At 67.9% G+C, this 20,935-nt stretch carries 17 protein-coding genes and 1 pseudogene; 5 read left to right on the top strand and 13 right to left on the bottom strand.

Annotated elements, in window-relative coordinates; translation table 11 throughout:
- Positions 1-68: 68 nt before the first annotated feature.
- The 7 genes and pseudogenes from MSG_RS11695 to MSG_RS11665 all read right to left on the bottom strand — a co-directional run.
- Positions 69-872: pseudogene (locus MSG_RS11695) on the bottom strand (TlyA family RNA methyltransferase); the annotation flags it as partial.
- Positions 873-880: 8 nt separating this feature from the next.
- Positions 881-1,066, bottom strand: a complete 186-nt coding sequence (locus tag MSG_RS11690; protein ID WP_096439775.1) for a hypothetical protein — start codon at positions 1,064-1,066, stop codon at positions 881-883.
- A gap of 23 nt (positions 1,067-1,089) precedes the next feature.
- Complete coding sequence (locus MSG_RS11685; RefSeq protein WP_096444382.1) at positions 1,090-2,100, bottom strand: HAD-IIA family hydrolase; 1,011 nt, start codon at positions 2,098-2,100, stop codon at positions 1,090-1,092.
- A 19-nt stretch (positions 2,101-2,119) separates the two neighbouring features.
- Positions 2,120-2,953: a tetratricopeptide repeat protein gene (locus MSG_RS11680; protein WP_096439773.1), complete on the bottom strand. Its 834-nt coding sequence runs from the start codon at positions 2,951-2,953 to the stop codon at positions 2,120-2,122.
- A gap of 54 nt (positions 2,954-3,007) precedes the next feature.
- Positions 3,008-3,364 carry a DUF732 domain-containing protein gene (locus MSG_RS11675; protein WP_096439771.1) on the bottom strand — a complete coding sequence of 119 codons (357 nt, stop codon included), beginning with the start codon at positions 3,362-3,364 and terminating at the stop codon, positions 3,008-3,010.
- 311 nt (positions 3,365-3,675) lie between these two features.
- A complete protein-coding gene (tyrS, locus tag MSG_RS11670) occupies positions 3,676-4,947 on the bottom strand; it encodes a tyrosine--tRNA ligase (RefSeq protein ID WP_096439769.1) in 1,272 nt (423 codons plus the stop codon).
- Positions 4,948-5,036: 89 nt separating this feature from the next.
- Positions 5,037-5,651, bottom strand: coding sequence for a DNA-3-methyladenine glycosylase (locus tag MSG_RS11665; RefSeq protein ID WP_096439767.1), 615 nt, complete (start codon positions 5,649-5,651; stop codon positions 5,037-5,039).
- Between the two features lie 101 nt (positions 5,652-5,752).
- On the opposite strand from MSG_RS11665, the gene MSG_RS11660 reads away from it, so the two are divergent.
- The 4 genes from MSG_RS11660 (at position 5,753) to MSG_RS11645 (ending at position 9,477) form a co-directional block, all read left to right on the top strand.
- Positions 5,753-7,021, top strand: coding sequence for an ammonium transporter (locus tag MSG_RS11660; RefSeq protein WP_096439765.1), 1,269 nt, complete (start codon positions 5,753-5,755; stop codon positions 7,019-7,021).
- A gap of 152 nt (positions 7,022-7,173) precedes the next feature.
- Positions 7,174-7,935 carry an ABC transporter ATP-binding protein gene (locus MSG_RS11655; protein WP_096439763.1) on the top strand — a complete coding sequence of 254 codons (762 nt, stop codon included), beginning with the start codon at positions 7,174-7,176 and terminating at the stop codon, positions 7,933-7,935.
- Positions 7,872-8,687 carry an ABC transporter permease gene (locus MSG_RS11650; RefSeq protein ID WP_096439761.1) on the top strand — a complete coding sequence of 272 codons (816 nt, stop codon included), beginning with the start codon at positions 7,872-7,874 and terminating at the stop codon, positions 8,685-8,687. The genes MSG_RS11655 and MSG_RS11650 overlap by 64 nt, the downstream gene beginning before the upstream one ends.
- Before the next feature lie 163 nt (positions 8,688-8,850).
- Positions 8,851-9,477 carry a TetR/AcrR family transcriptional regulator gene (locus tag MSG_RS11645; protein ID WP_096439759.1) on the top strand — a complete coding sequence of 209 codons (627 nt, stop codon included), beginning with the start codon at positions 8,851-8,853 and terminating at the stop codon, positions 9,475-9,477.
- On the opposite strand, the gene MSG_RS11640 is transcribed toward MSG_RS11645, so the two are convergent.
- Positions 9,443-9,670, bottom strand: coding sequence for a Trm112 family protein (locus MSG_RS11640; protein ID WP_096439757.1), 228 nt, complete (start codon positions 9,668-9,670; stop codon positions 9,443-9,445). The two genes, MSG_RS11645 and MSG_RS11640, sit on opposite strands and share 35 nt — an antisense overlap.
- Positions 9,663-12,656 (bottom strand): acyl-CoA synthetase, encoded by a 2,994-nt coding sequence (locus MSG_RS11635; protein ID WP_096439755.1) that lies wholly within the window; start codon positions 12,654-12,656, stop codon positions 9,663-9,665. Before MSG_RS11635 ends, MSG_RS11640 begins: the two co-directional genes overlap by 8 nt.
- Positions 12,657-13,931: 1,275 nt before the next feature.
- Here MSG_RS11635 and MSG_RS25165 point away from each other — a divergent pair.
- Positions 13,932-14,087 (top strand): hypothetical protein, encoded by a 156-nt coding sequence (locus MSG_RS25165; RefSeq protein WP_162899112.1) that lies wholly within the window; start codon positions 13,932-13,934, stop codon positions 14,085-14,087.
- 544 nt (positions 14,088-14,631) lie between these two features.
- Here MSG_RS25165 and MSG_RS11625 read toward each other — a convergent pair.
- From MSG_RS11625 to eccD, 4 genes are all read right to left on the bottom strand, one after another.
- Positions 14,632-16,983, bottom strand: coding sequence for an arylsulfatase (locus MSG_RS11625; protein WP_096439751.1), 2,352 nt, complete (start codon positions 16,981-16,983; stop codon positions 14,632-14,634).
- 65 nt (positions 16,984-17,048) lie between these two features.
- Positions 17,049-18,053: a type VII secretion protein EccE gene (eccE, locus tag MSG_RS11620; protein ID WP_096439749.1), complete on the bottom strand. Its 1,005-nt coding sequence runs from the start codon at positions 18,051-18,053 to the stop codon at positions 17,049-17,051.
- Positions 18,050-19,441: a type VII secretion-associated serine protease mycosin gene (gene mycP, locus MSG_RS11615; protein WP_096439747.1), complete on the bottom strand. Its 1,392-nt coding sequence runs from the start codon at positions 19,439-19,441 to the stop codon at positions 18,050-18,052. Before mycP ends, eccE begins: the two co-directional genes overlap by 4 nt.
- Positions 19,438-20,862, bottom strand: coding sequence for a type VII secretion integral membrane protein EccD (gene eccD, locus MSG_RS11610; RefSeq protein WP_096439745.1), 1,425 nt, complete (start codon positions 20,860-20,862; stop codon positions 19,438-19,440). The genes mycP and eccD overlap by 4 nt, the downstream gene beginning before the upstream one ends.
- Positions 20,863-20,935 lie beyond the last annotated feature (73 nt).

The raw sequence follows: 20,935 nt of genomic DNA, 5'->3' as shown, positions 1-20,935 counted from the left end.
CGCATCGTCGACGGGCCCTGTCCCGATTGGCCCGCTCCTCCTCGGGCCGTCCCGGCCCGCATCGTCGACGGGCCCTCGACTACCGCGCGGCGCACCGCGTCGACCAGCCCGTCGGCCGACAGGCCCCGATCAGTCTCGGCGCGCAGCCACAGGAAGTATTCGACGTTGCCCGACGGACCCGGCAGCGGACTGGCGGTGACATCGACGGTGCGCCAGCCCAGTTCCGCGGCGCGCCCGGCGACGGCCAGCACTGCGTCAGCACGCAACCCGGGGTCGCGGACCACGCCGCCGGCACCCACCTGGCCCTTCCCCACCTCAAACTGCGGCTTCACCATGGGAACGATATCCGCGTCCGCGCAAGCGCATCCAGTCAGCGCGGGCAACACGGTGGCCAACGAGATAAACGACAGGTCGGCGACCACCAGATCCACCGGCCCGCCGATGGCCTCCGGCGTCAGGTCACGGGCATTGGTCCGCTCGACCACGCGCACCCGTGCATCGGACCGCAACGACCAGGCCAGCTGGCCGTATCCCACGTCGGCCGCGACCACCTCGGCCGCCCCCCGATCCAGCAGCACCTCGGTGAAACCGCCCGTGGAGGCGCCCGCATCCAGGCAGCGGCGGCCCGCGACGGCAATGTCGAAAGCATCGAGCGCACCGATGAGTTTGTGGGCGCCCCGCGACACCCAGCTGCGTTCGCCGCCGTCGGCCACGAGCAGCGCCGCGGTCACGGCGACGGCGGTGCCGGGCTTGACCGCGGGCATGCCGTCGATGCTCACCTTGCCCGCGCCGATCAACTCCGCCGCCTGCTGGCGGGACCGGGCCAGGCCTCGCCGGACCAGCTCGGCGTCAACGCGGGCGCGTCGAGGCATGCGCGCACTCAGCCTTTCTCCGCCGACTCCAGCGCGGCCAGCAGCACGTCGTGCGCCTCGGAAAGGCGACGGGCGATGTCTTCGAGCTCGGACAGGGACGGCCCGCTTTCCGGGGTTTCCGGGTCCCCGGCCTCGGGCAGCTGCGCGAGCAGCGCGTCGATGTCGGAGCGAATCTGATCGGGATCGATATTCATGGCGTTTCTACGCTAGTCATCCGTCAGTCGCCGTGCACCAAGGCCCAGCGCTGCAGCGCGCCGCGTGTCGCGTCGTCGGCCGCCTCGATGCGCAGCGACGGGCCGTGGAGCCCCGACGCCCACACGGCGTGGGCGACCGCACGCACGATCGACAGCCCGTCGGGGTCGTCCCCGCCGGTACCGCTGACCGTCACCGCCTGACCGTCGACGTCGACCTGCCAGGCGGGCTGCGGGCCCACCGCGAGCAGCGCGCTGTCCAGCCGCAGCGATCGCAGATCCTGCCCGATGTAGGTGGGTCGTTGTTCGGGTTCGGCGCGGACGGCATCCAGGGCGCTGTTGACTCCGGTGAGCACCATCAGGCTGGGCAACTCGGCGGCGTTGGCGCCCTCGATATCGGTGTTCAGCCGGTCGCCGACCACCAGCGGGGCGCGGAAGTCGCCGCGCGCCACGGCGTCTCTGAGCAGCGTGGGCGCGGGCTTGCCGGCCACCGTGGGCTCGGCGCCAGTCGCCGCGCGCAACGCCGCCACCAGGGCGCCGTTTCCGGGCAGCAGGCCGCGTTCGGTGGGCAACGTGGTGTCGACGTTGGCCGCCACCCACAGCGCGCCGGCCCGGATCGCCAGTGCGGCCTCGGCCAGCTCGGGCCACCCGATGGTCAGCGAGAGCCCCTGCACGACGGCCGCCGGATCGTCGTCGAAGCGGCGCACCGGCCGCAGCCCCACTGCGGACACCTCGGCGGCCAGCGACTCGGTGCCTACGATCAGCACCGGCGAGTCCGCCGGCAGCTCGGCGGCGAGCAGGTGCGCGGCGCTCTGGGCGCTGGTCACGACGTCCTCGCCGCTGACGGCGAAGCCGAGCTCGCGCAGATGGGTGGCGACCTCCTCGGCGCTGCGGGAGGCGTTGTTGGTGACGAACAGTTTCCGGCTGGTCACCGCATCCAGCGTCGGCACCGCGCCGTCGGTGGGCCGATGTCCACGAAACACCGTTCCGTCCAGGTCGATCAGCAGGCAATCATATTCCTGCGCAATGGTTTTCAAGTTCTCGGGCTCCGTCGCGTCAGCCAAGCTCGGTGACCCGCTCTTCGGCGTCGGTCACGCCCTCGGTGTCGGCGGCCGCCGAACGCAGAAACCACTGCAGCGCCTCGTCGTCGCGGCCCAGCGCCAGCAAGATGTCGGCGTAGGCGTAGAGCAACCGGGCCGCGGTCGATCCGGTGCGACCCGGGTCCAGCTGCGGGGTCGACAACACGGTCAACGCCTGCTCCAGCTGCCCTAGATCGGACCGCGCGCCTGCGGCGACGATGCGCAACTCGTCGGCGTCGTCGCCGCTGAGCTCCGCCGCCTCCGGACCGCGGGCCAGTTCGATCGCCCGTTCCGGGCGGCCAAGGCCACGTTCGCAATCGGCGATCAACGCCAGCAGCGACGACTTACTGCCCATCCGGCGGGCGGCTCGCAGCTCGGCCAGCGCCTGGGCCCAATCCCCGCAGCGGTAGGCGGCGATGCCGACGGCTTCGCGCACCGCGGCGATCCTGCTGGTCTTGGCGCGGGCCGCCCGAGCGTGACTCAGCGCGGCGCCGGGATCCTCGTCGAGCAGCTCGCCGGCGGCCACCAGATGGCGTGCGACGGTGTCCGCGGTGGCACGGTCCAGCGTGCTCAGCTCGCGCCGAACCTCGGGCGCCAGATCCTTTGCCTCCACATCGACCGGGATGCAGGGACCCTGCGGCGCAGGGTCGTCGCCGCTCGGTTGCGGCTGCGCCGAGCGCGCACGCCCCGGGCCCGACCAGCGCTCGTCCCGCTCGGTGCGGGGGCGCGAGTCGCGACGGGGGCGCCCCACACCCCCCGAAGCCGGGTGCAGTCGCCGGTCGCCGCCGCGACGCTTACTGTCGTCGGCCACGCGCGCCGTTCACCTCGATCGCCTCTCGCACCCTGCAAAGGATACGGGCGTGAATCAGCCCTTCAGCCGGTTGGGCACCAGCGGGGCGATCATCGCCGGGCAGTATGTCGCGATCGCAACGATCGTGAAGATGCCCGCCGTCTTTTCCGACATGCCGTTGCCGGCCGCCATCTTGGACACGACGGAGTCGAAATCCCCGCCCGGCGCGATGAGCATCGGGCAGACCGATTCGCCCGCGGCCGTCGTGGTCGCCGGTTGGCTGTAGGGGACCCCGGCGCTCGTCAGCGCGTTGAGGAACGTGTTGCCGATCATGTCGGCACGGATGGGAGCCGCCAGCGTCGCAGCCGCGGCGGCCAGGGCCGCGGTCAACGCGAGGAACCACAGGGTGGGTGTCTTGGGGGCGCAAATCACTGTGACAAGACTGCTCAATGTTGGTCACGTTGGCAACACGAACAGATCACCGTTTGCGCAGCAACGCGTTTTGCTCGAACTACATGCATGGGATCTGGTGCACCATGCCCGGCTTGGCTTTTCCCGCACCGGAGCGTCCGCCGATTGGGGGACAACGGATTTCCTCCGGCGATTCCGCCGTTCGTGGGATAGCGCGGCACCCCAACTACCGGAAACTTGTTGTTGCAGCGGGGATCTCGTCACTTCTCCCTCGAGTCCCCCCTCCTCGAGTTCGGCTTCTCCGTCCGAGACGGGATCCCCGCTGGGACCCCCTACCCGTCCGCCTTCTCAATGCCGGCGATGTTGCGCTTGCCGCGGCGCAGTACCAGCCAGCGACCGTAGAGGAAATCCGAGGCCTGCGGGGCCCATTCGTCGCTGTCGACCCGAACATTGTTGACCGAAACACCGCCTTCGCCGATCGTCCGGCGCGCGGCCCCCTTGCTGGCCGCCAGGCCGCTGGCCACGAGCACGTCGACGATGGTGTCGCCGGGTTTGAACGCGGCGACCGACGCCTCGCGCAGCGCGGCGGCCAGGGTCGCCTCGTCCAGGCGGTCCAGTTCGCCCTGTCCGAACAGCGCCCGGCTGGCGTGTTCGACGGCCTCGGTCGCCGCCTCGCCGTGCACCAGGACGGTGAGCTCGGTCGCCAGCCGGCGCTGCGCCGCGCGCCGTTGCGGGCGCTCCGCGGTGGCCCGCTCCAGCTCGGCCAGCTCCTCGGCCGGCAGGAAGGTGAACCACCGCAGGTAGCGGATCACGTCGGCGTCGGCGGTGTTGACGAAGTACTGATACCAGGCGTAGGGGCTGGTCAGCTGGGGGTCCAGCCACAGACTGCCGCCGCCGGTGGACTTGCCGAACTTGGTGCCGTCGGCCGCGGTCACCAGCGGCACGGTCAGCGCATGCACCGACGCGCCGTGCTTCTGGCGGACCAGACGGACACCGGCGATGATGTTGCCCCACTGGTCCGACCCGCCGATCTGCAGCGTGCAGCCGTGGCGCTGGTGCAGTTCGACGAAGTCGTTGGCCTGCAGCAGCATATAGCTGAATTCGGTGTAGGAGATCCCGTCGCCGTCCAGGCGCCGCCGCACGGTGTCGCGGTCGAGCATCACGTTGACCGAAAAATGCTTGCCGACGTCGCGCAGGAATTCGATCGCCGACATGGCGCCGGTCCACTCGAGGTTGTTCTCGACGATCGCGCCGGTCGGCGAGTCGTCGAAGTCGACGAACCGCTCCAGCTGGCCGCGGATCCGCTCGGTCCAATCGGCGACGGTGTCCGCCTCGTTCAGGGTCCGCTCGCCGACGTCGCGGGGATCGCCGATCATGCCGGTGGCACCACCGGCGAGCACGATCGGGCGATGGCCGGCGCGTTGGAAGCGCCGCAGCGCCAGCAGCGGCACCAGGTGTCCGGCGTGCAGGCTCGACGCGGTCGGGTCGAAGCCGGCGTACACCGTCAGCGGCCCGCGCTGCGTCTCGGCGGCCAGCGCGTCGAGGTCGGTGGACTGCGCGATCAGCCCTCGCCAGTTCAGCTCGTCGAGGATCCCAGAAGACATCCCGCAAGACTCTAGTCGCTGTCCGAACCGGCCAGCGTCGACTTGTCGTGCGGCTCGGGGGCAGCCGAGCCCGCCAATTCGCCGTTCGGCTAGTCGCTGGCGCCGGGCGCAGGCGCCCGAGGACTTCGCCGATACGCGGAGACCTCCGGGCGGCCCGTCAGCCATAACCGCCACGGTCGGTCGGCGGCCCTGCTGACGCCCACCCGGGGGCCCGCGACCGCGCCGTCGGCGTCGGCGTCGGCGTCGGCGTCGTGGAGCGTCAGCCGCACCGGGCTGCTCGAGTCGAACAAGTCAATTCCGTTGTCAAACATGGTGATTCCCAGTGCGGAGCACAGATTTCCGGGACCGCGGGCCAGCGCCACGCCCCGCACCGCAGCCCCGCGCCGGGCCTGGGCGACGTCGAGGCCCTCCTCGATCGCGGCGGCTCGTAGCAACACGGCGGCGGCCGTGCCGTCGGGACCGCACGACACGTTGGCGCAGACGTGGATGCCGTGGCTGCGGTAGGTGTACAGGCGGCCGGGGGGCCCGAACATCACCGTGTTGCGGGCGCTGGGGCCGCGATATGAGTGGGCCGCCGCGTCCGGCCAGGGACCGTCGGGAACCCCGCCGTAGGCCTCCACCTCGACGACGACGGCACGCACGTCCCGTCCGGTGAGCGTGGCGCCGAGCAGACGATGGGCGGCCGCGACCGGGTCGACTGTCAACCCGCCGACGGCAGCGCTTCGACCGGATCGCACCCACCGAACGTACCGGCAGCACGAACATGGCAATATCCCGGTTGCCTTTGGCGAAGGAGCCCAACACGATGCATGCAATCGACCCCGCCGCCACCGCGTGGCTGCTGGCCAGCACCGCCCTGGTCCTGCTGATGACGCCCGGACTGGCGATCTTCTACGGCGGCATGGTGCGCACCACCGGGGTGCTCAACATGATCATGATGAGCTTCGTCTCCATCCCGCTGGTCACTGTCGCGTGGTTGCTGGTCGGGTACACGCTGGCGTTCTCCCAGGGCGGCGCGGGCGGATTCATCGGTGGCCTCGGGCATATCGGGATGCTGGGCATCACGCCCGACACCGCACACGGCACCGTTCCCGAACTCCTCTACGCCACATTCCAATTGACTTTCGCGATCATCACCGCGGCGCTGGTGAGTGGCGCAATCGCCGACCGCGCTAAGTTCGCCGCCTGGATGGTGTTCGTCCCGATATGGGCGATCTTCGTGTATTCGGTTGTCGCGCATTGGGTATGGGGTCCCGGCGGCTGGCTGAACAAGATGGGTGTGCTCGACTACGCGGGAGGCCTGGTCGTCGAGATCGTCTCCGGGTCCTCGGCTTTGGCGCTGGCGCTGGCGCTCGGGCCCCGCATCGGCTTCAAGAAAGACGCGATGCGCCCGCACAACCTACCGCTGCTGTTCGTCGGTGTCGGGCTGCTGTGGTTCGGCTGGTTCGGCTTCAACGCCGGTTCCGCGTTGGCGGCCAACGGAACCGCCGCGGCCATTTTCCTCAACACGCTCGTGGCCGGCAGCCTGGGCATGCTGGGCTGGCTGACGGTCGAGCAGATTCGCGACGGCAGGCCGACGACGTTCGGGGCGGCCTCCGGTGTGGTCGCCGGCCTAGTCGCCATCACCCCGTCCTGCGGAACCGTGAACACACTCGGCGCGACGGCGGTCGGCCTCGCGGCGGGCGTCGTGTGCGCGTTCGCGGTGACCGCGAAATTGCGCTTCAACTATGATGATTCACTTGACGTGGTCGGTGTGCACTTCGTCGGCGGCGTGGTCGGGGTGTCGCTGATCGGGCTGTTCGCGACGGCGGTCATGACGGCGGGCCCGCAGGGATTGTTCTACGGCGGCGGCTTCGCCCAGCTCGGCAAGCAGGCGCTCGCGATCGTCGTCGTCGCGGTGTATGCGTTCGCGGTGACCTTCGTCCTGGCCAAGGCGATCGAGCGGGTGATGGGTTTCCGCCTCAGCGCCGAGGACGAGACCACCGGCGTCGACTTCACGCAGCACGCCGAAAGCGCCTACGCCGAAGGCGTGCACGGCCATCTGCCGTTGCACCGCCCCGGTTCGACGGGCTGAAGGTGCGGGCCGCGCGCCCGTGATCACCGAGGTCGCGTCCGAACGATGACCTGAGCATCGGGTCGGTTTGGGGTGCGATATCGCCCCGGCAGAGCCGCAAGTGGTTGCAGCGCCCTCTTGACAGCTCCGCGCTGCGGACGGATATTCATCATATGATGATTTCATCTCATGATGAATTAGGATCCGACCGCGCCGAGCCGGCGATCAGCATCGAGCGATTGCGTGTCATCCGCGGCAAACACCCAGCACTGCATGACTTTTCGGTGCAGATAGGGCGCGGCAGCATCACCGGTTTGCTCGGGCCGTCCGGCTGCGGCAAGACCACCCTGATCCGCTGCATCGTCGGCACGCAGATCGTGACGTCGGGCGAGGTCAGGGTGCTCGGCGAACCCGCCGGCTGCGCCGAACTGCGCCGCCGCGTCGGCTACCTGCCGCAAGACCCGACCATCTACAACGACCTGCGAGTCATCGACAATGTCCGCTATTTCGCGGCCCTGTACGGATTCGACAGCCGGGCCGCCGACGCCGCCGTCGACCGCGTCGGGCTCGCCGACCATCGAACGGCGTTCTGCGCCAATCTCTCCGGTGGGCAGCGCACCAGGGTCTCGCTGGCCTGCGCGTTGGTCTGCCAGCCGGACCTGCTGATTCTCGACGAGCCCACGGTCGGCCTGGACCCCGTGCTGCGGGCCGACCTGTGGGAACAGTTCGCCGATCTCGCGCGCGCCGGGACCACCCTGCTGGTCTCCAGCCATGTGATGGACGAAGCCGACCACTGCGGTGACCTGCTGCTGATGCGCGACGGAAGCCTGGTCGCCCACACCACGCCGACCCAGCTACGAGAGGACACCGGATGCACGTCACTGGAGGACGCGTTTCTGTCCATCATCAAGCGAAGCATGCGCAAAGCCGGCTAGGGCTGCGGGGCTATTCCGCCACGACGGCGCGGATCCTGCGCCAGCTCGCCGCGGATCACCGCAGCGTCGCGATGATCCTCGCGGTGCCCGTTCTGGTGATCCTGTTGATGTACTGCATGTTTCACAATGCCCGGCACCTGCCGGGCACGCCGTCGCCGTTCAACAACGCCTGCCTGATACTGCTGGGCCTGTTCCCGCTGTTCGTGATGTTCATCATCACGGCGATCACCATGCAACGGGAACGCGCCTCGGGGACGCTGGAGCGCATTCTGACCACTCCCCTGCGCCGGCTGGACCTGTTGATCGCCTACGGCACCGCCTTCTCGGTCGCCGCGGCGGCACAGGCGACGGTGGCATGCACCGTGTCGTTCTGGTTCCTCGGCTTCGACACCAAAGGCAATTGGGTGTGGGTCTTCGTGATCGCGATCGCCAACGCGGTGCTGGGCGTCGGTTTGGGTCTGCTGTGTAGTGCGTTCGCCCGCACCGAGTTTCAGGCCGTGCAATTCATCCCACTGGTGATGGTGCCGCAACTGCTGCTGGCCGGCATCATCGTGCCTCGCCCGCTGATGCCAGACTGGTTGCAATGGATCAGCAATGTCATGCCGGCCAGCTACGCGCTGGAGGCCCTGCAACAGGTCAACTCGCACGCCGAACTGACCGGGGTCGCGGCGCGCGACATCGTCGTCGTGGCCGGTTCTGCCTTCGCAGCGCTGTGCCTGGCTGCGGCGACACTGCGGCGCCGGACCGCCTAGTGGCGATCGCAAGCGCGGCGCAGCCGGGCGCAGCGGATCGACACGGGGAGTTCTAGCGTGGCGATCACAAGCGCGGCGCAGCCGGGCGCAGCGGATCGCCACGGGGAGTTCTAGCGTGGCGATCACAAGCGCGGCGAAGCGGATCGCCACAGGGGGTCCTAGCATGACGACAACCAACGCGGGGCGAAAGCGCCGGCCCGGACGACCGGCCGGCAGCTCCGACACCCGTGACCGAATTTTGGCGAGCGCGCGAGAGCTGTTCGCGCGCAATGGCATTGGTAACACATCGATACGCGCAGTGGCCACGGCGGCCGGTGTAGATTCGGCGTTGGTGCATCACTACTTCGGCACCAAGGAAAAGCTGTTCGCCGCGGCCGTGCACATTCCGATCGACCCGATGGACATCATCGGCCCGTTGCGTGAGGCGCCCATCGAGGAACTCGGGCACCGGATACCGTCGATGTTGTTGCCGCTGTGGGACTCCGAGATCGGCACGGCGTTCATCGCCACGCTGCGGTCGGTCCTGGCCGGCACCGAAGTCAACCTCTTCAGCACATTCATCAAAGACGTGATCGGTGTGCAGGTTGGTTCCCGCGTAGACAATCCACCCGGAAGCGGCATCGTCCGCGTCCAGTTCGTCGCATCGCAACTGGTGGGCGTGCTGCTGGCCCGCCACATCCTGAAACTGGAGCCCTTCGCGTCGCTTCCGGCCGAGCAGGTCGCCCAGACCATCGCGCCGAACCTGCAGCGTTACCTCACCGGGGAGCTGCCGGACGGCCTCGCTCCGTGAGCCAGGCGTGCTCGTCGTCGCCAACGTCGCGGGCCTCGTCGACCAGTAGCACCGGGATGCCGTCCTCGATGCGGTAGGCGCGCCGCAGCCGCGGGTTGTACAGCAGCTCGCCCCCGCCTTCCTGAGAGACCAGTAGCAGCGGACCCCGGTCAGCCGGGCAGACCAGGATCTTCAGCAGGGCCTCGTCAAGCATCGTTGCCCCGATACTGCTCGCTCAGCTCCGCCCGGACCGCCGGGGTCAACCGCCGGAACTGCTCGCCGGCGGTGTCGAAATACCAGGCTTGCCGCTTGGCCTTCGGGAGCCCGGCCGCCCGCAGCGCGCTGACGGTCGGCCGATACGTGGCACTGAGCGCCATCTCCGGACAGACCTGCACGATGTCGGGCCCCAGCCCGACGGGCATCGTGGCGACGGCCTCGGTCAGATCCGCCGCGGTGATACTCGCGCCGGGCAGCAAAGTCACGGCCGAGACCGCCACTTCCAGATTGCCGAACGGCACGTTGTAGGTCACCGCGAGGTCGACGCCGTTGATCAGCCCCAGCGCGTCGGTGACCGGCTCGGCGTAGACGAGCCCGCGCGCGGTGCGGATCACCGACCCGCGCCGGCCCATCAACCAGTAGTCGCCGTCCTCGTCCCGACGGAATAGATAGTCCGAGGAGATCCACGTGTCGCCGGCCCGGAACACCCCGCGCTTGACCTGCGCGGTCGGATCGATCGGTCCGTTCGAGGCGGCGAGCAGCATCCCGACCTCGTTGACACCGGCGACCTGTACGAAGCCCCGTTCGTCCTCCAGGATCAGGTCGTTTTCCGTATCGTAGGCGCCCAGCTCGACGCGGCCGGCGCCGGGCAGCGGGCGGCCCTTGCTGGCGATCTTGGCGCCCGACACGTTGGCCAGCACCGCCTGCCCGTCCGTCGTGGCGAAGAACTCGACGACGTGAGCGGGCGCAAACGCGTCGACGACCCGGCCCCACAGGCCCGTTGGCATGCCCGATCCGATGAACAACCGCACCGGATGATTCCCGTGCAGCACGAACGCCGGATCGTCGACGACCTCGCGCAGCATTGCCCAGGTATAGGACACCACCGTGACGCCGTACTGCCGTACCTCCTGGACGAAACGGTCCGGCCGCAGGCCGCGGGACAGGGCGATGCGGGTGCCGCCGACGACCGCGCCACCCAGGCTGACCAGCAGGGCGGACTCGTGGTGCAGCGGCGTGAGGCAGTACACGGTGTCACGGCGGTCCAGGCCGGCCGCGGACGCGGTTCCGAGTGCCGACACCGCCCACCGGTAATTGGTGATCTGCTTGGCGACCAGTTCGCCACCCACCGCGCTGAACGCGATGAACGCCAGATCCCGGGCCAGACCCGGGTTGGGCCGGTACCACGCCGGCAGCTGGACGGCGTCGGGATCGATCTGCTCCATGTCGATGACCTGGTGGTCCAGGCCACCCTTGGGCAGGTGCAGGTCGCGGGTTTCGCCGCCGCCCAACACCAGCACCTGACCGCCCCATTCACGCGCGGCGTCGAGGTGGGTGGGATCGGTGAGGACCTCGGTCACTCCCCCGAGCCGGACCGACGCGGCCAGGTCGGCGTCCGGTCGCATTACCACGGCGACCGCACCCAGCCTCGACAACGCAGCGATCGCGACCAGGGCGCTGGGCCGCGTCTCCATCAGTACGCCGACCCGGTCACCCTGGCGCACCCCGACCTCGATCAGGCCGCGCACGACGTTGTTGATGCGCCGGTCGACCGCCTCGTAGGTGTGCACCCGGCCGTCAAAAAGTAGGAATTCGCCCCGCGGGGCGTTGCTCGCCTGCTCGCTGATGATGCGGCCCAGCGAGATTCGGGTGTGGTCGTTGATCTGGCCCAGCCGGGCCAGCCGCGGCAGGGTGCGCACGGTCTCCACGGCCATGGTCCGCATTGACTTGTTGGCCGCCACGACGGCGTCGGCCGCACCGCGCGCCAATCCCAGCGCCGTCTCGGAGACCTCGCCGATGCCGTGCACGAGCCGCGAACTCAGGGCGACACCGCTGTCGGTGTGCTCGACCGGCTGGTCGGCCATCAGGTCGATGCCGGCCGGCTTGTCCCCGCCGGTGGTGAGCCACTGCACCCACGCGGCGACGGTGGGCCAACCGTGTTCCGCCGCTTTGGATCCCACAACAAGGCCGAAATGCCCTGTCCTGATTCGAGATTCGTAGACCTCGGCGTCCGGTGCGGCGCGCCGGATGCCGCGCACCGACGCCGGCTGGCCGATGTCGTCGACTTCGCCGACGAAGGCAAGGACCGGGCAGGTGATATCGGTCAGCGTCACCATCTGGCCGTTGACGGCGAAGCCACCGGTCATCATCCGATTGTGCGCGATGAACTGCTTGAGCAACTCCGATATGGCAGGGCCCGACCACGCGATCCAGCCCTCGGACTCGAGGAATCTGCGCTGCTGCTCGCGGGGCAGCAGCGCCTGGCGGTCATGGAGCTGACGTACGAAGTCGACCCGGGCCTTGGCCGTCTTGAGCGGATCCAACATCTGAAAACCGGCACGCGCCAACCAGCCCGGGATCGCCAGCCGGCTGAAAACGTGGTCGGCCATGAAGTTGGCGGCCGGCGCCGCGAAGTTCGCGGGTATGCCCATGGGCAAGGCGGCCAGCGTGTCGACGGGCGAACCGAAAGTCACGATGCTGGCGAGGTTCTTCGAGCGCCGATACGCGGCGGCCTGGTAGCAGAACATTCCGCCCTGCGAGTAGCCGACCAGGTGCACGTCGCTGCCGGTGGTGTCCCGCACGGTGTCAATGGCCTGGCTGAGCGCGACGATGTGGTCGGCGAGGTTGCGGCGCATGCCGCCCTCCATCTTGTCGGGCGATCCGAAGTCAATGACCCAGGGATCCAACCCGTGGGAGTGCAGGATGCCGACCGCGCCCTCGTCGCGGGTGACGTCCCACATGTCCGCCGACATCATCATCGGGTGCACCATCAGCACCGGTGGGCCCACCGGCTTCTGGCCGGGACGGCTGGCGGGCGGAAAGTACCGTCGGAGCTTGTACATCGGTACGCTCTCGACAATCTGGGACGGCGAGGGAACGCTTCCGGTTTCCAAACCGCCCAGGCGTATTACTTCCAGCCCGTTTTGCGCCGTTGCCACCAGTCGCTCGACCGGTCGCGTGATCAGCGAAAAGTTGACGTCCACGGCCGCTCCCCATTGTTGACAGCTTGGACATCATGGCACACGGGCGCGTCCAACGGTTCTGGTCAGGCAGTTTGCTCCGATGGACCGGTAGGAGACCCACAGCGGTCACGCCAATTGCCAGGCCCGAAACGGCGGCGGCCGCCCTGCAGCTCCCGGTAACCCCTCAATACCGAGATCACAAGGCGGTCGCTGCCCGGCACGGGCCTGGCGTCCGGCGAGGACCTGCCGTCCTGGGTAACCCCTCAGTACCAAGGACGGCAAGGCCGCCGATCCGGCCTCACCCGATCAGAGCGCGGGCCGGGTCCACTCGCGCCGCAGCGCCCAGCGTTTAAGCCGTGAGAAGGAATGCAATTCGCCGATCGACTTCGTGGCGATCCCAAATGCACTGCCGTTTCGTGGGTTACAAGCGCACGCCGGCATGGTCGCGGAATCGCCGCCCGGAATCCCGGGCCTGTTTTCCCCGACGGCGGATGCCGCTAGCCAGCCGGCGTGCGCTTGTACGAAATGCATTGCTACCCAGTGGTGCAGGTTGTTCCGGTGCACGTAAGCGTGATCGGGAACGTACACCCCGAAGCGGTCAATGCGGTAAAGCCGAGAACCACGGCGATGACGACTTTGCTGCTGACACGAGACACGAAACTACCCCCTTCGTCTAAGGGCAATCTGTTGCCAGATCCCCGATTCTGTTGCCCGAGACGCGATTAGCGTATGTCTTCGAAGGCCTTATTGGATAGATTTCAACAAACATTTTTTTCGGTGCCGACCGTTCGGCTAGCGGCACGCATGTCCTTCCCGCAGTAGGGATTTCGGCCCCTACGGCGCGCCGCCGAGCCGACCGCCGTCGCCCAGCAACCCCAATTTCGCTCACAATGATTGCAGCACAACAGGTTACTGGTTACGAGCAATATGTCACGGCGCGCGAAACCTCATACCGGCGCAATGGACCGCTGGAGTTTTACCTCCCCGGCGAAGGAAAAACCGAAAACGTAATGCATCGAAGTACGCTTTGCTGTAGGTGTTTTGCTGCCGCAGCAGCCGAAAAATTTTTTGCTCCAGCTCCTCGTACGGCCGGTTCGAACCGCGTTCGGCCCGGTCTTCGGTGCAAATAGCGCCTACACGCCGCCGCGATCCGCGCGTCCCCCGCCTGCCGGCGGGCCCGCCTCCGACATCCACTGGGCGGCAATGCGATCGCCCCGGTCGCGGGGCATCAGCCTGCGGCCCGGCTGCCCGCTCCGCCGCTTAACCGGTTAACCGGCACCCGCTGACCCCTCTGGCGTGTGCCGCGGTCGTCTAAACGGGCTGTCCGACGCCAAGCTCGACCACCAGCCCGTGATGGCGATCGTCGGGCAGATGTTCGTCCGGGCGCTGAGCGGGCACTTCCAGCAGGAGGTCAAGCTGCTGCAGCTGTTCTCCGATGTCGCGACGGCGTAATGCGACTAGGGGGCGGGCCCGATCGGGCGCTGTGATCATCCCGGTCGCCGTCCAGAAAATGGCTGCCGTGTGCCCGACGACGCGCCGTTCTGCACGGAGTCGATCAGACCGCTGGGCACCCGGCCGAGCCGGGACACGATGATGGGTGCCGACACCTTGCAAGGTCACGGTCGTCCAGGTGGACCCGGCCGGCCGAATGCGCTATCCGACGGACCCGGCGTTGGTCGGGGAAAGCAAGCACCCCCTGACGGAGCTGCTGGCGTTGCTACACCGCGAGGAAGGCCCGCCTCGGGTCCGGCCGCAGGCGTTGTTCGCCGAGTTGTACGCGCTGCTCGCCGCCGGCGAACGCGACGCATTGACCTGGCCCGCCGCGCGAGGTCAGCTGGATGTGCCGAGGTGCTGGGTCACGTCTTCGTCAACAACGGCCTGCCGACAACTTCAGAATCGAGGTGTCATGGAAACGTCGTGGACTTTTCCTTGGACGACAACCGAGCCGCCAATGGATTTCTCACACGCTATGGCTTAGGCGCGAAAGACCCACTTTTCAGTCGCGCGAGAAGGCAAGAGCAGTCTCGGTTTTCACGTCGAGGTAGGGTCGGCCTGACAGGTCGACGGTGACCTGGGCAATGGTGCCACCGGTGAACGTGAACGGTGCCTTGTAGCGGGTGGATACCGCCGAACCGCCGTTGCGGCCCACAGTGATGCCGGCGCCCGCCAGACCAAATGTCCCAGGGTGGGTGATCACGTCGGCGAGGGTGCCGACAACCTCGTCGTCGACGAACAGCGTGAGCTCACCGAGCGGGGTATGGCTGTTAGGGAGGGTCCCCGTCCGCGTATAGGTGGCGCCGAAGAGACTCCTGCCCAACGGGATCGCGCCGGAGGAGGCGACCTCCTGCAGGCGCTCGCCGAGGAAGTTGTACACGTAGTGCAAACGCCCGTCCTGGATGAACAGCACATGGCCGCCGTGCGCGCCGCCCTGCTTGAACAACACCCCCTCGGCGCCGGTGGTGTCGACGGTGACCTCGGCCAGCAAGGAAAACGACCGGCCGCGAATTTCGGCCGCCGCACCTACCCCGACATCGGCGCCACCCGGATAGTAGAGGTAGCTCGACCGCTCTCCCGTCAGGTATGGCCGTGAGCGCCCGATCGTTTCGAAAATGCTCAGATCCGACAGCGGCAGGCCGTTGTACTTGGCCGCCTCTGAGAACCACAACGCCTGCAGCTCGGCGAGCTTGTCCGGATACTCAACGGCCAGGTCATGGCATTGACTGCGGTCGGCCTCGATGTGGAACAGTTCCCAACGATCGGATTCGAAATGGGACCATCCGGCCGGCGTTGCCGCATGCACGGTGTTGGCGAACCAGCCCTGATGCCAGATCCCCCGGGTGCCCAACATGGTGTAGAACTGGGTCAGCTTTCCAGTGTCTGCTGCTGGATCAGCAAGGGCCGCTTTGAAACTCACCCCATCCAGCGGCTTCTGCGCGATGCCTTTCACGGTCGCTGGGGGCGTCAGATCCAGCAGGTCATACACGGTCGGAGTGATGTCAGCGACGTTGACGTAGTTGTCGCGGATCTCCCCGTGCGCCGCAATACCATTGGGCCAGGAAATGATTGCCGTGTCAGCGATACCACCCTCGTGCGAGGCGTAGCGCTTGTAGAGCTTGTAGGGCGTGTTGAACGCCATCGCCCACCCGATCGGGTAATGATTGTAGGTCTGCGGCCCGCCGAGGTGGTCGAACAGCTTCATGCTCTCTTCGACGGTGTCGATGTAGCCGTTGAAGAACTTGCCCTCGTTGACCGACCCGTTCGGGCCACCCTCACCGCTGGCGCCGTTGTCGGAGATCACCACGATGATCGTGTTGTCCAGCTGACCGGACTCCTCGAGATAGTCCAGGATCCGGCCGATCTGGGCGTCGGTGTAGCTGAGGAAACCGGCGAACACCTCGGCAAAACGGCTGAACAGCCGCTTCTCTTCGTCGTTGAGCGAGTCCCACGGCCGCACCGTGTCCTGCAGCGGCCACGGTTCGCCGTTGGGCCCCTTGACATCCAGATACGGGTTCACCGGCGACAATTCGGTGTCGACCGGCACGATGCCCAGCGACTTCTGCCGTTCCAGCACGATCTCGCGGTATTTCTCGTAGCCCATATCGAACTTGCCCGCGTACTTGTCGGCCCATTCTTTGAAGACGTGATGCGGGGCGTGTCCGGCGCCGGGGCACACGTAACTGAACCAGGGCTTATCCGGCGCGATCACCTTGGCGTCGCGGATGAATTCGATTGCCTTGTCCGCAAGGTCCTTCGACAGGTGGTAGCCGTCCTCGGGCGTGCCGGGCGGGTTGATCGGGTGGTTGTCGTACACCAGATCCGGATACCACTGATCGGTTTCGCCGCCCAGAAAGCCGTAGAAGCGTTCGAAGCCGCGCGACGTCGGCCAGTGCCGCTTGGTGCCCGCCAGATTGGACTCTTCAAGAGGCGTGAGGTGCCACTTGCCGATCGCATAGGTGTTGTAGCCCTGTTCGGCGAGTACTTCTGAAAGCAATGCCGTCTCGAACGGAATCCGTCCGTTCAAGTTCGGAAAGCCCTCGGTGAACTCCTCGATCGTCGCCATGCCCACCGTCGTCGCATTGCGACCAGTCAGTAGTGAGGCCCGGGTCGGGGAGCACAAGGCGGTGGTATGAAACTGCGACAATCGCACCCCCCGGTCGGCGATGCGCGTCATCGCGGGCATCTCCACCAGACCGCCGAAGCAATCCCACGTTGCGATGCCCGTGTCGTCCCACACCAGATAAAGGATGTTCGGCGAGTTCTCGGGTGCGGTCGGAGCCGCATACGGCCCCCAATCGGGCACCGAATCGCGAATGTCTAACTCGATCTTGCCGTTGAACTCGGTCACTATCGCTGGCTCACTCTCGTGGTCGATTCCCAGATCTGTTCAGTGCCACCCGAAACCGCGCACCGCCGTCAGGCCACCGTGGGCTGCGCCGGCGTGAGGTGCAGTCGGCTGGTGGTCGGCCAGTCCAGGCCTTCCAGCAGCAGGGATTCGGGACGGGCGACGTGACCACCTAGCCGGTGGTTCGACAGCGGGTCCAGCGCCATCAGCGCCGCACGCTGGTCACCGGATTGCGAGGTCAGCCCGGGTAGTGGTCCGCCCGCCGCGGGGGGCGTATCGGTGCGGAACGCAGCTGCGACGGCCAGCGTCTGACGATCACCGGCACCGGCGACCTCCAGGGCGGTCCAGACTTCCGCCGCCGGATACGCCCAGATGGCCGCGAGGGTCTCCGGCAGCGCCGCGTCGACCTTGACCCCGTATCCCGCGATGTAATCCGAGTTGCCGAGCAGGACCGCGCTCCAGGCTTCGCGAGCGGATTCCGGATAGAGCGCCGGAACTTCGCCGGACTCGGCAAGGACGGCGGTCCAGCCGCTCTCGCGGAGGTGATCGGCGAGCCGGCGCGCCGCGGCCTCGGCGGTGTCTTTCAGCGGAATTCGCGGCGAACGGGCTTGCAGGGCGGCCAGATTGTCCGCGGCCGACAACGTCAGACCGATCCAGGTCTCCCGTTGACGCAACCCGCTTTCGGACACGCTGTCGAGGCTGGTGACCCGAACGGCATCCGCACGCAGGCCGTACCGTTCCGCATAGCCCGCGATCAGCGTCAGCGGCAGGACGTCGGGAGCCGATCCCGACGAGGCGACGCGCAACAGTGCGGTGGTTCGGGCATCGATGCCGGATCCGTTGGTCTGCCGCACGGGGCGCTCAGGGCGCAACAGCGCCAGCCGGCGGCGCAGGATTGTCGTGACGGGCAGTCCGTGCCACCGGGCCAGCAACAAGACCACTACGGCGATGCCGACACCGAGCACCCAGCGCTCGCGCCCGGAATGCCACGGGAAGGCGACAGCCGCGGCAGCGGCAGCCAACGACACCAAGGTGATCCGCCCGGTGGGCGGCGACAGCGATGCGCGAGCGCTCATAGGTTGGGTTCCTTCCGTCGGCGTGCGGCAATCGCGGCGGCAACCACAACTGCCACGGTCAGGGCCGCGGTTCCGGCGAACGCTACGGTCCGCGGTAACGGGTTGTCCGGCGTCGGTGGCGGTGGGGTTGCGACCTGCTTCACCGGCCAGGTCTCGTGGTTGGTGGAGGCGGGCAACTCCCAGGTCAGGGCAGCCAACGGGTCGATGGCTCCGGCGCCCACGACGTTGGACGGCGCGCGCGCCGCATTGTGTGCGGTGGCGGCAATGCGCTGGATCACCTGGGCGGCAGTCAATTCCGGATACTTGGCGCGGACCAGCGCCGCGACGCCCGCCGCGTACCCGGCCGCGTAACCGGTGCCGAGCAGGGGTACCAGTTGGTGGTTTTGGTTCGGCAGGCCGTTGGCCAATCCGCCATCGTCTCGGTTGCTCACCGAGACGATGTTCTCACCGGGCGCGGCGATACCCACCCAGGGACCGGCCGCCGTGAATTTCGACGGCTGCTCGTCCGGCGCCAGCGACGCCACCGACAACACATAAGGCTGCCACCAAGAAGGCACCGACACCGATGTCACGCCTGCCCAGTTGCGCGGATCGCCGGGACGACCCAGGTCGGTGAGCGGATTTGAGTCGCAGGCCGTTCCGCTGGAGGTGCCGACGGAACCGTTGTTCCCTGCGGCAGCGACGATGACGGCGTCCTTGGTCACCGCCGCGTACCGGATCGCGGCACCCAGCGCAGATTGGTCGATGTTCCGGTCGGCGGGCAAGCAGGTGGCCGCCGAGACGGTGATCACCCGGGCGCCGAGGTCGGCAGCGTGCACAATCGCTCGGCCCAGCGCGGCGATGTCGCCGGACGCCCGCGTCACGGTCGGATCGCCGCCCCCGGTTCGAGCCGAGAACCTGGCGGAGGTGACTCGCAACGACACCAGACGCGCCGCGGGCGCTATCCCGGCGAAGCCGTCAGGGCCGGGCTGGCCGGCGATGAGACCGGCGACCGCCGTTCCGCGCCCGTCGCAGTCGGTGAGGCCATCGGTCGATTCGACGTAGTCGCCGCCGGGTTGCACGCCAGGCAGCCGTGGCCCCGGCCGGACCCCGGTGTCCAGCACCGCGACCAGTTGGCCGTCGCCACGCGAAAACCTCCACGCCGCGGGAAGATCCAGCGACTGCTGGCCGGGCGTCACCGCACCGAAATCGGTTCCGGCGAGGATTCCGGTAGTGATGCACTCGCCGATTTTCTCCGTCGGCTGCACCGGACCCGGGGCACCGTTCGGTGGCGCCGCGCCCGGGTCGACCTCGGGGCGATTGATCGCGAGGGCGGATGGAGAGGCCCACACCGCAGTAACGAAAGCCACTGCGAGGCAACCACATCGCCGGGCGAGGACCCAGCTCATCGATTAAGCACCAAACTGAAGAGGCCGACCAGGTAAGCGATCACCGGGATCAGCGACGCATCGATTCCCGACGCGACGAATCCCAGCAGCCTCCGCACCGGCAGCGAGTAGCTCTCAGGGGACGCGATTGTCGGGTTCAGAGCCGCCACTACCCATGCCGCTACCAATACCGCCGCCACCACCGCGGCGATCAGCCCGGCCAGGTACCGCCCGGTCGAGGTGTAGACGACCGCAAGCACCACGGTGATCAAGTAAGGCTGGGCAAGCAACCACGCCTTGGCGGCGGCGGAGTCCCAAATCCGGGCACGCAGCGCGGCCGCGGCCGCGGTGGCGGCCACCACGTACCAGCCCCAGGCGGACAGCGTTTCGGGCCGCAAAGCGATCGCGACGGAGCCGATCACACTGAGCAGTACGGCCCCGGCGATGAATCCCGTTTGATGGGCGTCGCTGATCCGCACCCGCCGCGGCAGGTCTTCAAGCACCCGCAATGACGGCGCGGACGGCGTGGGATCCCCGGGCGCCGGGATGGCCGGCAACGGGAAACGCGCCCACAGCGCGGACAATTGCGGTGCCTCGACGGTGATCAGTAACGCCACCAGGATCAGTCCCGCGCCGAGGGTCAGCAGCGGTAGCCGCCACAACGATTCCGCACCGGCAGCCAACAGCACACCTGCGCCCAGCACCGTCGTCGCGGTGAAGAATCCGACGAAGCTGCTGGCTTCGCGGCGCCGAAGAAGCAGACTGATGAGCGACCATGCGGTCACTCCCGCGGCGGCCAGCGTCACCTGCGCCGGTCCGAACCTGCCCGGGACCACCAACGCCAGCGCCGCCGCGATGGGCACCAGTGCGGTCGCCGACAACACCGCGCCGCCTCGAGGCGCTCGTATCACCAGGCCCGCCAACGCCGTGAGAACGGCGATGACGCCGACGGCGAACAGCCCGGCCGCCGTACCCGTGACGGCCCGGTGGGTAACGCCCAGTCCGGTTGCCACCCAGACCAACCCGACGATTGCCGCCAGCGCGGCACGTTGGATATGGGCGGGCCCCCACGGCCTCAGCCGTGATGTCGAGAAGATCACCGCCGCGTCTGCGATGTCCTCCACGATGCCGGGCGCGGCCGGTCCGGCGGGGACCGGCTGCAAGGTCAACAAATCACCGTCCACGACTCCGACCGTCCCCAGACTCGCATCCAGGCTGAACGGGGCGCCGCCGACCGGAGCGAGGCTGAGCAGAGCCGGTGTTGCCGGCTCGGTGCCACTACTGCCGTCACCGGTCTCGTCCTCGGATACCGCAGGAATCGCCAAGCGCTTTACCGCTGGCAGGATTTCGCGGAGCGGCAACTCCGCGGGCAACGCTATCTCGGTCAGCCTACTGTCCGCGAGGACGGCGACCCGCACAATAGGCACCACGGCACTCGACATCAGCGACTCCTCACTCGTTGGCGGCACATGAGATCACTTTCTCCTTCACAGACAACGATTGCCGTTGCACATT

Source organism: Mycobacterium shigaense (assembly GCF_002356315.1).
GTDB classification, from domain to species: Bacteria; Actinomycetota; Actinomycetes; order Mycobacteriales; family Mycobacteriaceae; genus Mycobacterium; species Mycobacterium shigaense.
Note: the sequence above shows the minus strand (reverse complement) of the source record. Positions and strands in the feature narration are given on the sequence as shown.